This is a genomic window from Moraxella sp. CTOTU48841 (genome assembly GCF_032061225.1).
In the GTDB taxonomy this organism is placed as follows: Bacteria; Pseudomonadota; Gammaproteobacteria; order Pseudomonadales; family Moraxellaceae; genus Faucicola; species Faucicola cinerea.
Genome location: NZ_DAMBFQ010000008.1, coordinates 1 through 13,423, shown reverse-complemented (window position 1 = coordinate 13,423; position 13,423 = coordinate 1). Strand labels below are relative to the sequence as shown.

Below are 13,423 nucleotides of genomic sequence, written 5' to 3'. Positions count from 1 at the left end.
GTTATCACCCTAAATACTCAAAGATTGGCATTGATAAAAAAATAATCGATAGCCATCTAAGCATGGTATAATTGTCAGTTTTTATTGACAAGCGAATCATGGGTGACACGATGAAATACCCTAAAATCTACGACGTAATTGTGATTGGTGGCGGTCATGCTGGCACAGAAGCGGCGCTAGCTGCTGCGCGCATGGGTCAGCAGACGCTGTTATTGACGCATAATATTGAAACCTTGGGACAGATGAGCTGTAATCCTGCGATTGGCGGGATTGGAAAGTCGCATTTGGTGCGTGAAGTCGATGCGTTGGGCGGCGCTATGGCGCTTGCAACCGACAAAGCAGGGATTCAGTTTCGTGTGTTAAATAGCCGTAAAGGTGCCGCTGTCCGTGCCACACGCGCCCAAGCGGACCGTATTTTATATAAAGCGGCGATTCGCTACACCTTAGAGAATCAGCCAAACTTGGATATTTTCCAACAAGCGGCGGATGATATTTTGGTTGAAAACGGCAAAGCGGTAGCCGTGGTTACCCAATCGGGGATTGAATTTGCTTGCGGCGCAGTGGTGTTGACCTCTGGCACTTTTTTAGGTGGTACTATTCATATTGGGTTAGAAAATCACAAAGGTGGACGTGCAGGCGATCCGCCTTCTATCCGTTTGGCGGATAGATTGCGTGAACTCAAGCTGCCGGTTGGACGTCTCAAAACAGGCACGCCACCACGCATTGATGCACGCACGGTAGATTTTAGTGTCATGACCGTGCAGCCAGGGGATACACCACTGCCCGTCATGTCGTATTTGGGCGATGTGTCCATGCATCCGCGCCAAATCAACTGCTATATCACCCATACCAATGAACGCACCCATGACATTATCCGCAGCGGGCTGGATCGCTCACCCATGTATTCAGGCGTGATTGAAGGCATCGGTCCCCGTTATTGCCCATCGATTGAAGATAAAATTCATCGATTTGCTGATAAAGACAGCCATCAGATTTTTATTGAGCCTGAAGGGTTGACCACCCATGAACTTTATCCCAATGGGATTTCAACAAGTCTACCATTTGATATTCAGTTGGCTTTAGTACGCTCCATGAAAGGGCTGGAAAACGCGCACATCTTGCGTCCTGGCTACGCAATTGAATACGATTATTTTGACCCACAAAATCTTAAACCAAGCCTTGAGACCAAATCGATTGATAACCTATTTTTTGCCGGTCAAATCAATGGAACGACAGGGTATGAAGAAGCCGCTGCGCAAGGTATCTTAGCTGGCTTAAATGCTGCACGTCGCACCCAAGGACTGGATGCTTGGACACCGCGCCGCGACCAAGCCTATATCGGTGTGTTGGTAGATGATCTCATCACCCATGGCACCAAAGAGCCGTACCGTATGTTTACCAGTCGTGCCGAATACCGTCTGCTGCTACGGGAAGACAATGCCGATCAACGCTTGACAGAAATTGGGCGTGACTTAGGACTGGTGGACGATGCGCGCTGGCAAGTGTATAGCGATAAAATGACAGCGATTGAGCAAGAAACCGCACGTTTACGCTCGCTTTGGGCAACGCCCACTAATACGCTGGGTCAATCATTTATCGATAAAACCGGCGAAGTACTGACCAAAGAGAATAACGCGCTTGATTTGTTAAAACGTCCAAACGTATCATTTGATGATATTAGCGAATTGACCGAATCGCCCGTGTCTGCTGAAGTGGGTGAGCAAATTGAAATTGGTGTCAAATACGCCGGTTATATCGATCGTCAGCAAGTTGAAATCGGTCAGATGAAAAAACTTGAACATACGCTGATTCCAGACGATTTTACTTATCATGATATCTCTGGGCTTTCCAATGAAATCGTGCAAAAACTTGAAAAAGTGCGCCCAACGACGCTTGCCCAAGCCAGTCGCATTAGCGGCGTCACGCCAGCTGCGGTACAGCTTTTAGCCATGATGATTAAAAAAAGCAAAAAAGCGCGTGAAGTGCTAAGCTCTTAACTTTAGACCATGCTACATAAGTCCCATGGTATTGGTATGTGCCATACTTGGGACTTTTTTATTTTCTACTCAAAAAAATTATTATGCTAACTGCCTTTCTCTTTGCTCTAAAAATTACCTTGCCCAATATCTTGCTGATGTTATTGGGGGTGATGATGCAAAAAAAACAAACCATCAACCAGTCGTTTGTTGAAATCGCCTCTGATATGGTTTTTAACTATTGCCTGCCATGTTTACTGTTTTTTAGTATTCTAAAAAGTGACATTCATTTTGCGGAGCAGGTGGATTTGATTAAAGCCGGATTGATGGTCACTTTTGGGCTGTTTTTTCTCGGTGAGCTATTTGCCTATTTTTTTGTCAAAGATAGCCGCGATAAAGGTGTGTTTGTGCAAGGTGTCTTTCGCAGTAACATGGCGATTATGGGGCTGGCGACTGTCACCAACGCCTATGGTAGCCAAGGCGTCAGTATCGGTGCGGTTTATATGGGTCTTTTAACCATTGTGTATAATGTGTTGTCTGTGATTAGCCTAAGCAGAAATGACAACAGCAGCCAAGGCGTGGTTAAAAAGGCCATCACCATGACCAAAAAAATCGGGCAAAATCCGTTAATTATTGCGTTGGTATCGGCGTTTGCTTATCGGTTATTGCAGCTGCCGATGCCGCCTGAATTTATCATCAAAACAGGCGAGTTATTGGCGGCCGTAGCGTTACCGTTGGCTTTGATTTGTGCAGGCGCGACACTCGATATCAAGTCGATGCTCAATATGACAGGCGTGTCTATGCAGGCTAGCATCGGTCGAATCATCGTGGCGCCTATCACAGCGGTTGTGGTGGGTGGCTTGATGCAGTTATCACCGATACAAATGGGCGTGATGTTTATTATGGTAACATCGCCTGTTGCTGCTGCCAGTTATGTGATGGCTCGCAGCATGGGCGGCAATGAAATATTAGCGGCCAATATTTTAGGATTTACCACCGTGTTTTCTATGTTTAGTCTAGCCATCGGCATGGCGTTGTTGCGCCATTTTGGCTTGGCGTAGCAAAAAATTGGCTAGGCGTAGATTCTTCAAAGTAGATTATTCAAAATAGTGTAGCCATTTTAGCGCAACCTCATCAATGTTATCGATACTGTCGGACTTCGGCAACCATTCACGGCTAGCGGTGACCCGAATCGCATTGGTTTGATTGATATCATATTGACTACCAATACTGAATTTGGGCTGCCAATAGCTTTCGTTATCGCTATCGCCACTTAACCAAAATGGCAGTGTTAATTCCGATATCGCACGCCAATTTGGACGCAATTCTGCATTGCACCCAATATTGACGCCAAGCCCAGCACGATAACCATGATATAAGCCCTTACCAAACTGCGCTGCAATGGTGCCCAAGCCATAGCAAATATTGGCGGGCATATCGCCTGTGTTTGGGGCGGCGTTACCGATTGCCACGCTTTTACCAAATTCACCGCTGATATTTGCGACCAAATGATTGTCTGTAACGCTGTGGTCATCTCTGTTAATAGCCTTGATACCATCAAAGACTCGCTGTAAGCCAATATTGCCACCCCATGAAATACCTTTTTTTGCGCTATTAATCGGATGCAATGAACGCACATCAAATAATCCGAGCTGCTCAAGTTGCACGGTATCTCGATGGTCGGCGTTGTCATGGATGCTAAGACCCATACTCAATGCCGTCAATTGTGAGCCTATGGGATAGCCATCAATTTTATCCAACGCATCACGATACACCATGCGATAATTTAAAGTGACAGCCTGGTTGCTGTCTAATTTAGGTCGTCCACTCACCCCACCAAACGACTGCTGACTGACGCCGATATCAAATCGACTTAAAGGATTAGCCAGTTCAGGATTGTCGCGGCTAGGCAATGGCAATATCTGAGAACTTAACACCCGATTTTGATGAGTATTGTTAAAAGCCTTGGGATGATTTGCCGCGTTGCGGGCATTTAATTGCGCTTGCACAATAGTCGGTGTTGAAGGACTAAAATTGGTAGAGCGAATCAAATTTTCGTGGTTTAACATGCGTACCACTTGGGCAGGGGAAACCATCGGGGAGTCATTCACTAAAAAATTTTTATCGGGAAAAATAGAGTTTAGTAACACCAAAATTTCAGAGGCACAGTTATCGGATAACAGATAATAGGGCAAATTTTGGTCTTTGATTTCCCAAGTTCGATAGGCAAGTTGTTTAACTTGTTTATCAGTAAGATTGAGCTGATACTGCCACACATTGCGCCCATTATCTTGCAAATATTCTTTGATACCCTGCTGATAATTGGTCATGGTAAATTCGCCTACATTGCCACCGATACTAGATTTGTAAGCAAATTTTAAAAAATGCTCACCGTCGGTGACTTTCGGGGTGAAGTTTAAATAGTATTGATTGCTAAGGTCGGCATTATCAAATCGCAAAAAACTATGGGCAAATGCAGACGGTGGGCTATCTAAATACTCACTGGCAAAAATTAATGAGACGGATTGGGGGTTGATTTTTTGTAGCCATGAATCGAGCGCATCACAATGTTGATGGGGTAGGCTTGAGGTATCGATGTCTAAGTTTTCAATGAGCCACTGTGTACGAGCGGGAAAGCGACATTGGACAGAGGCATTATTTTTTTTGGTAGGGTGAAATAACTGTGTGAGCATTTCATCAAGTTCTGCTTGGGGATTTTTGGCGCCTTGCGCGCTGGCAAAAAATTGTCGTTGGCTCGCTTGTGAGTTAAAACGATTGTTGATCCGACTTTCAAAGGGCTGTTTTGTGGTGACTGTTTCAGGATAATACAACAACCGCAGCCACGCTTTTTGCGAAGCTAAGTTTTGCTCATGGGCGGATGTCAATGCCGTTTGCAGCGTTTGCGTAGCGGTAATAGGCGTCGGCGTAGATGGGGCTGTATCTGACAAAAATTGCTGAACTGGAGCAGTTGATACAGGCGATACAGGCGCTGCGAACGCATAATGTTGAGCGGATATTAGGCTTAATACAAAGGCTGCTTGAGCCAACTGCTTTTGATTAAAAGCTATTTTCTTTTGATTAAAAACTATTTTCTTTTGATTAAAAACACGGGTTACAGCGTGTCGATGATAGCTGTATTTGAGAGAGTTCATAGCATTGCTCTATTTTATAAGGTAAATTTTCATAAGGTAAGTTTTCACAACTTTTGATAAGCAAAGCATATAATATCTGTGTGCAAATTAACATTGCCCAATTTGTAATCATATCATTGTAGGCAGCTAGGCTCGTATGAGACAACTTGCCAAATAGATTTTAGCCGCTTAATTTGCTATAATTTTTTAATTATTTAGCAAAATTTTTTTAAACTATTGTGATTTATTCAAGGGTATAAGGACAATTCAGTCATGGATAAACAAGCGATTTTATCAGCGTTAACGCCTGAAATTGTTGAAAAATTTCGTCAAGCGATTTCGCTTGGCAAATGGGAAGATGGTCGAAAGTTGACGGAGGAACAGCGTCAAACTTGTATGCAAGCGGTGATGGTGTGGGAGCATGAATTTTTGGGCGTCGAAGAGCGCACTGGCTATATTCATCGTCCCAAAAAAGCGGCAGAAGACTGTGATATCGGTCATGATCATCACTACCCAAATAAACCGCAGGACGAGGACGGTGAAAAACCGATTAAATTTAGTTAGGCGATAAAAAAGGCGAGTGCATTATCTCGCCTTTTTTACACTATTTTTTAAGTATTTATTTATCAGTTACTTGATTATTTTTCTAAAATGGCGACCACACCTTGTCCGCCCGCCGCACAGATAGAAATCAGCGCACGACCCGATCCTTTTTGGTCCAGTAGTTTAGCGGTGCTAGCAAGAATGCGACCACCGGTTGCGGCAAACGGATGCCCTGCAGCAAGTGATGAGCCATTTACGTTAAGTTTACTGCGGTCAATTGCGCCAAGTGGCTTATCAAGACCTAAGCGTTCTTTACAAAAACTTTCGTCTTCCCACGCAGCAAGTGTAGACAATACCTGTGAAGCAAATGCTTCATGAATTTCATAATAATCAAAGTCTTGCAGCGTCAATCCGGCACGTTCCAACATACGTGGGACAGCATACGCAGGTGCCATCAAGAGGCCTTCTTTAACACCTTTTTTACCTGTAAAATCAACTGCAGCGGTTTCTTGGTAGGTGAGATAAGCAAGCGGTTTTAATCCATTCGCTGCAGCCCACTCATCCGTTCCTAATAAAACACAAGACGCGCCATCGGTCAGCGGTGTTGAGTTGCCCGCCGTCATAGTCGGGTTGGCATTTTTCTTACCAAATACGGGTTTTAATGACGCCAATTTTTCTAACGAAATATCAGGACGTAGATTGTTATCGCGTGTTAAGCCCTTAAATGGTGTGATTAAATCATCAAAAAATCCCTCATCGTACGCTCGTGCCAAGTTTTTATGGCTATTAAAGGTAAACTCATCTTGTGCTTCACGGGTGATCGCCCATTCAAGTGCGGTGATGGCTTGGTGCTCACCCATCGATAATTTGGTACGAGGTTCACCATTTTGCGGTGCATCAATCAAGTCTTTTGGATTAATGCTTAATAACGCTTGCAAGCGATCTTTATTGGTTTTGGCATTATTAAGTTTTAACAGCGCTTTACGCAGCCCATCACCAATGCCTAAAGGGGCGTCAGAGGTGGTGTCGACACCGCCTGCAATCCCCGAATCAATGAGTCCCAAGGCGATTTTATTGCTCACCGCGAAAGCGGCTTGTAGTCCCGTACCACACGCCTGTGACACATCATAAGCAGGTGTCTGCGGACTTAACGCCGTGCTTAACACACATTCACGGGTGAGATTGATATCACGGCTTAATTTAATGACCGCGCCCGCTACTACTTCACCCAAGCGTTTATCTTGTAAATTATAGCGTTCCACCAAGCCATTAAGCGCAGCTGTCAACATTTCAGAGTTGCTGACATTGGTATATTGACCATTTGAGCGGGCGAAAGGAATACGGTTGCCACCTAAAATAGCGACCTTTTTGCCAGCAGGCTGTTGAGTTGGGTGTTGAAAATTGTCCATAGAAAAGTCCTTTTGAGCAATCAATTAAAAAAATTGGATAAGCTTAACCAAATAATTTTTAAAAATAACGAAATCTTTTAAAAATAACTAAACTTTTTAAGTTGCAGTGATGTTACCATAAAACGCAGACAAAAATATCGCCTAAAGTTATATATATAACGATAATTTATATAAATGAACAAAACCAATAAAATTTTATTTGATATGACTGTTCAATGTTGTTTGATTGGTATAAAATTTACACAGTATCTATGTTTAGCAGCTGTGTTTAATTGAGTGTTTAACTCACTTTTTAATTCAGTCTTATCTAATAGCCTAAGCAAAACTAACTATTCAAAGGAGTCCTTATGTCAGACCATTATTCAGAATTTGTGCAAAATCCATTGGGACGTAAGATTGCCCAAAATTTGGGTCTACCAATGCCAATTAGTCTTGAGCGTTATAAAGACGGTCAAGCACCTATTACCGGCAGTGTCATTTTTGGGGCCAGTGAGAACGCCGTGATGGCAAATGACATTGCCAAAGTATTAGCCAATGTGCAAGCCGATGTCTATCTAGACGCCAATGAGTCAGCGCGTGATGCTTTACAAAATGCACAGATTGAAGCCGAGCAGTTTGGCGCAAATCAGTATTTTAAAGTGGCTATTTTCGATGCTTCCGGTATCAACACAACCCATGAGCTGAAACAAGTTTACAACTTCTTTCATCCGATTGCGCGTTCAATTGACCGCTCAGGTCGCGTCATCGTCATTGGGTTGCCACCTGAAAAATGCACCAGTATCGCACAGGCAGCAGCCCAGCGTGCTTTAGAAGGATTTGTTAAATCCGTCGGTAAAGAATTTAAGCGCGGTATTACAAGCCAGCTTATCTATGTAGACCCAAATGCGGCGCAAAATCTTGAATCTACTTTACGTTTTTTTGCCTCACCGCGTTCTGCTTATGTGTCAGGACAAGTGGTGAGAGTGGGTGAAGGCAACCCAGTCACGGTTGATTGGCAAAAACCTTTAAAAGATAAAACACTGGTTGTGACTGGCGCGAGCCGAGGTATTGGCGAAGCCATCGCAAAGGTATTATCGCGTGATGGCGCACATGTCATTTGTGTCGATGTAGCTGCACAGCAATCGGACTTGCAAAAAGTAGCAGGTGAGATAGGTGGCTCTACTTTAACATTAGATATCACAGCTGACGATGCTGGTGAAAAAATAGCCGCAGCGGCAGCCAAACGTGGCGGCTTAGATGGTATTGTGCATAATGCAGGCATAACACGTGACAAGACATTGGCAAAAATGGATGATAACATGTGGGATGCCGTCATGAACGTCAATCTCAATGCGGAAGAAAAAATTGATGATTATTTACTCAGTCATGACAGTTTCAATGAAAACGCGAGAATTGTATGTGTATCATCCATTAGCGGTATTGCCGGCAATTTGGGACAGACCAATTATGCCATGAGCAAAGCTGGCGTGATTGGCGCGGTACAAGCGACTGCGCCTACGTTAAAGAATGGCATTACCATCAACGCGGTAGCGCCAGGATTTATCGAAACCCAAATGACCGCTGCGATACCTTTTGCGATTCGAGAAGCAGGTCGCAGAATGAATTCAATGAGCCAAGGCGGTTTGCCGATTGATGTGGCTGAAACTATCGCTTGGCTGGCTTGCCCTGCATCGGGCGGCGTCAATGGCAACATTGTCCGCGTCTGTGGTCAAAGTGTGTTGGGTGCGTAATTATTGACGGGCTGAAAAAAATCAGTAGCGATATTTTCGATACTGATTTTTTTTCATCATTTTTTCTAAGTCAAACTTAAACTAAGCTTTATGCAAAAAATCAACAATTAGATTGTGACATTCGTTTATAATAAACTAAGTTCTCAGATTTTGAGATCTGACGGTAATAAAAAGTAATGGAATATACCCCGAATACTATCTAATCAAATAGCCATTTTTTGGCTCAAGCTTAAAAAGTAAAAAAGTAAGGACAGTCTGTATGTCAGACCAAAATTTTAGTCGTTTGCCAAAGCCGCACACCACCTATGCCAATATTATCAAAAGTTTTTTACCCATTGGCGACCAAGACAAATCAGCCAATGCGGTGCTGCCCAATGCTACTTATAGCGTCAATACGCTTGAAATCGACCATGATAACTTAGCCGATTACCGCAGAATTTGTGGTTTTGAAAACAATAGCTACGTGCCGCCGACGTATTTTGCGGTGCTGTCGCAGTCGTTACAGATGAACATGATGGTCAAAGAGCCATTTCCCTTTGCGATGCTCGGCTTGATTCATGTGCAAAACAGTGTCACCCAATATCGGCGCATTAAAGATAGCGCAATTTTTAAAATGGCGGTAAGCTTTGCTAACCTGCGCGACCACGATCGTGGTAAGCAATTTGATTTTGTCACTAAAGTTTTTGAAAAAGATGAGCTGGTGTGGGAAGGGACTTCGACGTATTTATCACGCCAAAAACGTCAAAAAATGACTCACAAAGCATCGACGACGCAAGTAGAACCCAAGCCCACACTTGATAGTAATGATATGCATGAATTTTGGGAAATTCCCGAAGATATTGGGCGTCGCTATGCCTTTATTTCTGGGGATTTTAATTTGATTCATTTGCATCCTTTATCCGCCAAAGCATTTGGTTTTCCAAAAGCCATTGCCCATGGTATGTGGACAAAAGCCAAATGCTTGGGTGCGTTGGGTGATTTGCCAGAGAGCTTTACCTGTGATGTGACGTTTAAATTGCCGATTTTTTTGCCCTCTGAAGTAGAGTTTATCGCAAAATTTGATAATCGTGACGAGCAAGTGGATTTTGGTGTGTATGATGCTACTACACCAAAAGCCAATTTGATAGGGAAAATCACCCAAGCGCAGGCTAAATAATAGCGATAAAAAAGCGACAGAAAAATTTCAATAAGGGTTCAATGTTAAGCGGCTATTTTTTTAGCAGGGTGTTTTTTAGCACAGGATTTTTTAGGATGCTATTGAAGTAATGAAGGATTTAATGGATTATCAAGCGCTCAATCAACACCTAGCCCAACTGTTATCACAATTTGATCTTAATCAAAAGGTAGGTGGCTGCAGTCTGGTTATTTTTCATCAAGGTAAAGCGGTCACTCAATTGGCTCACGGTATCGCAAATATTGATAAAACTAACCAGCAAATCACCCCTTGGCAGCCATCCACCTTGTCGCTGAATTTTTCGACAGGTAAGGGGATACTGGTTACGTTGATTCATATTTTAGTGAGTCAAAATCTTTTAGCGTATGACAAAACTCTGGCTAGCTATTGGCCAGCATTTGCCCAAAATGGCAAAGATAGCGTCACTTTGCGTGATATGCTAACGCACGAATCAGGATTATTTAATATTGTCAGTATTACCGAACACGCCAAAGACATGCTAGATTGGCAATTGATGCTCAGTAACGTCGAGCAAATGGCATTAAATAGTCCAACTAATACGCAGAGTTCAGGTAATAGCTCAGCTAATAAGAAGCAGCCTGTTAATCAATCAACCGAATCCAGCGCGGCTTCCAATGCGGATTCTAGTGCGGCTTATAGTGCTTTGGTATCAGGCTGGGTATTGGGTGGGCTGATTGAAAAAGTAACGCAATTACCGCTGCAGCAAGCCCTAGAATATTATTTATTGCAACCGCTTAATTTGGTCGGTCAAGTCTACTTTGGGGTACCCAAAGACAAAGTCGAGCAGGTTGCCGGTCAAATACGTGCCAAAGAGACTCAAGTTAAGCCTTTACTCACTCAAGATGCCGATTTAACGCTACAATTTTATCAATCACTGCCTTTTTACCCAGCATGGTTAACATTGTCTCAATCGGACAGTCCTTTGACGACGCAAGCCATTAACGCGCTCTATTTTCAACCTGCTAATATCAATATCGAAGACTACAAGTCAGCACTAGTACCCATCGGTAGCAGACAATTTAATTATTATCACCCTATCACGCTACAGGCGAAAATTCCTGCCGCAAATGGTGTCGCCAGTGCGATAGCATTGGCTACCGTCTACGCCATGCTTGCAAATCGTGGTGTTTGGCAAGGTAAAACGCTAATCAATTCTGCTGTTTTTAAGGCGCTTTCAACCATACATAATGAGCAATTTGACAAAATCATGCCAGCAGTTATGGCATGGCGACTCGGTTATCATCGTGTGTTTAGTCTGTTCCATGATGTGTCTGATGCATTTGGACATATGGGATATAATGGGTCTATGGCTTGGTGTGATCCCAGTCGCGCATTAGCAGTCAGCTTTGTACATAATTATGATGTCACTATGCTGGGTGATGATCGACAATTTATCTTAAATGAAACGATATTGGATTTTTTTGCTTAGCCTAATTGCTGAGTCTTGTTTCTTAGCCTCATTAAACAATAAAAGGAATGTAATCAATGCAGTATGACAATCAAAATATTTTTGCCAAAATTCTTCGTGGTGAGATTCCTAGCCATAAAGTTTATGAAGATGACAAAACGCTTGCCTTTATGGATATCATGCCGATGGCAGAAGGGCATGTTTTAGTGATTCCAAAATGTGAAGCCGTTGAATTGTCGGATATGCCAGCAGATTACATTGCGGCAGTGTTTAGCACCGCGCAAAGAGTCATGGCAGCGCAGCGCAAGGTATTTAATCGCCAAGGTATTGTGCAGATGCAGTTAAATAATGCGGAGGCAGGACAATCGGTATTTCATTACCACGTTCATTTGATTCCAAGCAGTATTTATCATCTTGGCTTGCATGAAGATAGACAAGGCGATCATGAGCGTCTAGCAGCGCTGGCTAATCAATTAAAATCAGCAATTGCAAATTAATTCGCGACTTGCAAGTAGCGGATAATTAAAACCCAACCTCCTATTTGCAAGCAGGTAAGATAGTTGTCGAGGTACAAATCGGCAAAAAACCCGCATCGGTTAAAACATCTTGTGCTTTTGCCGATTTTAGATAATCCACAAAAATTTGACTGGTGTCAGGTTGATTCAAAATAATGCCATCTTGCAGAATTGGCGGATAACTATTTTTAGGCAGTATCAAGTAGTTATTGCTTAGTGTATTGACATTTTGCAGGGCAATGTTATTGGGTTTATTCAATACTTGCGAGAGGCTTACAAATCCAAAATCTGCTTTCCCACTTTCAGTTAACGCAAAAGTTTCATCTAGGGCATTGGTATAAACAATCTTAGGCTTGATATTATTATAAAGGTTTTGATTGACCAACCAGGCTTCTGCTGCCACGCCATAAGCTAAATTCTCTGGATTGGCTATCGCTAAACTAAAGGGTTTATTGTCGAGCATCAACTGATCGAGCGTGGTAGTAGGGCTAATGTCCATGGGGTATTTATGACTATAAAGCACTAGCTGACCACGGGTATAAGTAAAAGGCGATGATTTAACACCGTTAACACTGGCAAGCATTCGCTTTGGGTAAGTCTGGTTACCCGATAAATAAATATCAAAGTTTTGTGGATTGGCATTTACCGTATTATAAAGCGCAGTATTAGGCGCAAAAGTAATTTGAATCTTTATATTCGGATAATTATGGTTAAAATCTGATACCAAGATAGGCAATACCATGCGAAGATTGGAAAAAGCGGCGATACGTAGAGTTTCTGTCGCTTTGGGTGAAGAGGCAACAGGCGCATTGGTTGAAATAGCTTTGGCAGGTTCTTTGCGAGATTGGTTATTGGCCGCCGTTGAATTTTGATTGTTATTTGAAGAATTACAACCCGCCATTAATGCTGTGACAATACATAGCATCCTATTGAAAAAGATCGAAGCAGGTTGATTAAAAGTCATAAATTAACAAATTTTACCCTAGTTTTAGCGATATTATGATTAAGTGGCGGGCAAGAATACTATACAAAGTAGTAAGTGAGTGTGTAAAAAACGTATCGATTTTATTGAAAAATTATTTTTTACGTATTTTTTGTTTTTAGGTAGAAATAACTGAAAAAGTTGTTGCAAAAAAAAATAAAGTTGCTAAAATACCACCCCACATAGCCGATTAGAGATAAACTAAAAAGCTATAGCCATCTATCTATGCCAGTGTGGTGAAATTGGTAGACACGACGGATTCAAAATCCGTTGCCTTTAAAAGCGTGTCGGTTCGAGTCCGACCACTGGTACCAAATTAAAGCTCCTAATAACAGGGGCTTTTTTTTTGAGTTAAAATTGCTATATAAATGATTAAGATATTATGTTTAATTGTTTATCAAGCAAATCTATAATGCTATAATGGATTAAATGTTAACCAGCAGAAGTGCTAATACTTTTGTTAGGGGCTAATAAAAAAATTGGTAGTGGTATGAAAAGTATGCTGGTATAGAAATAAAAAAGACAGCTTGAGAA

General features: G+C 42.5%; 10 protein-coding genes and 1 tRNA gene. 8 read left to right on the top strand and 3 right to left on the bottom strand.

The features are described from left to right. The first annotated feature begins 110 nt into the window (after positions 1–110). Both mnmG and RT034_RS08495 read left to right on the top strand, forming a co-directional pair. Positions 111–1,997 carry a tRNA uridine-5-carboxymethylaminomethyl(34) synthesis enzyme MnmG gene (gene mnmG, locus RT034_RS08500; protein ID WP_313015969.1) on the top strand — a complete coding sequence of 629 codons (1,887 nt, stop codon included), beginning with the start codon at positions 111–113 and terminating at the stop codon, positions 1,995–1,997. Positions 1,998–2,080: 83 nt separating this feature from the next. After that, a complete protein-coding gene (locus RT034_RS08495) occupies positions 2,081–3,037 on the top strand; it encodes an AEC family transporter (protein WP_313015968.1) in 957 nt (318 codons plus the stop codon). 36 nt (positions 3,038–3,073) lie between these two features. Here the strand turns inward: RT034_RS08495 and RT034_RS08490 are convergent, their stop codons facing one another. After that, positions 3,074–5,023, bottom strand: coding sequence for an Lnb N-terminal periplasmic domain-containing protein (locus RT034_RS08490; protein WP_313015967.1), 1,950 nt, complete (start codon positions 5,021–5,023; stop codon positions 3,074–3,076). A 357-nt stretch (positions 5,024–5,380) separates the two neighbouring features. Between RT034_RS08490 and RT034_RS08485 the strand changes: the two genes are divergently transcribed. Then, positions 5,381–5,671 carry a YeaC family protein gene (locus RT034_RS08485; RefSeq protein ID WP_036595824.1) on the top strand — a complete coding sequence of 97 codons (291 nt, stop codon included), beginning with the start codon at positions 5,381–5,383 and terminating at the stop codon, positions 5,669–5,671. 74 nt (positions 5,672–5,745) lie between these two features. Here the strand turns inward: RT034_RS08485 and RT034_RS08480 are convergent, their stop codons facing one another. Continuing rightward, positions 5,746–7,059 (bottom strand): acetyl-CoA C-acetyltransferase, encoded by a 1,314-nt coding sequence (locus tag RT034_RS08480; protein ID WP_313015966.1) that lies wholly within the window; start codon positions 7,057–7,059, stop codon positions 5,746–5,748. A 347-nt stretch (positions 7,060–7,406) separates the two neighbouring features. On the opposite strand from RT034_RS08480, the gene RT034_RS08475 reads away from it, so the two are divergent. From RT034_RS08475 to RT034_RS08460, 4 genes are all read left to right on the top strand, one after another. Then, positions 7,407–8,789 (top strand): 3-oxoacyl-ACP reductase, encoded by a 1,383-nt coding sequence (locus RT034_RS08475; RefSeq protein ID WP_313015965.1) that lies wholly within the window; start codon positions 7,407–7,409, stop codon positions 8,787–8,789. A 259-nt stretch (positions 8,790–9,048) separates the two neighbouring features. Then, positions 9,049–9,945 (top strand): MaoC family dehydratase, encoded by an 897-nt coding sequence (locus RT034_RS08470; RefSeq protein WP_313015964.1) that lies wholly within the window; start codon positions 9,049–9,051, stop codon positions 9,943–9,945. A 109-nt stretch (positions 9,946–10,054) separates the two neighbouring features. Next, complete coding sequence (locus RT034_RS08465; RefSeq protein WP_313015963.1) at positions 10,055–11,413, top strand: serine hydrolase domain-containing protein; 1,359 nt, start codon at positions 10,055–10,057, stop codon at positions 11,411–11,413. A 56-nt stretch (positions 11,414–11,469) separates the two neighbouring features. After that, positions 11,470–11,889, top strand: coding sequence for an HIT family protein (locus RT034_RS08460; protein ID WP_313015962.1), 420 nt, complete (start codon positions 11,470–11,472; stop codon positions 11,887–11,889). Positions 11,890–11,929: 40 nt separating this feature from the next. Here RT034_RS08460 and modA read toward each other — a convergent pair whose 3' ends face one another. Further along, positions 11,930–12,871 (bottom strand): molybdate ABC transporter substrate-binding protein, encoded by a 942-nt coding sequence (modA, locus tag RT034_RS08455; RefSeq protein WP_313015961.1) that lies wholly within the window; start codon positions 12,869–12,871, stop codon positions 11,930–11,932. A gap of 245 nt (positions 12,872–13,116) precedes the next feature. On the opposite strand from modA, the gene RT034_RS08450 reads away from it, so the two are divergent. Beyond that, positions 13,117–13,203 (top strand) — tRNA-Leu (locus RT034_RS08450). Positions 13,204–13,423 lie beyond the last annotated feature (220 nt).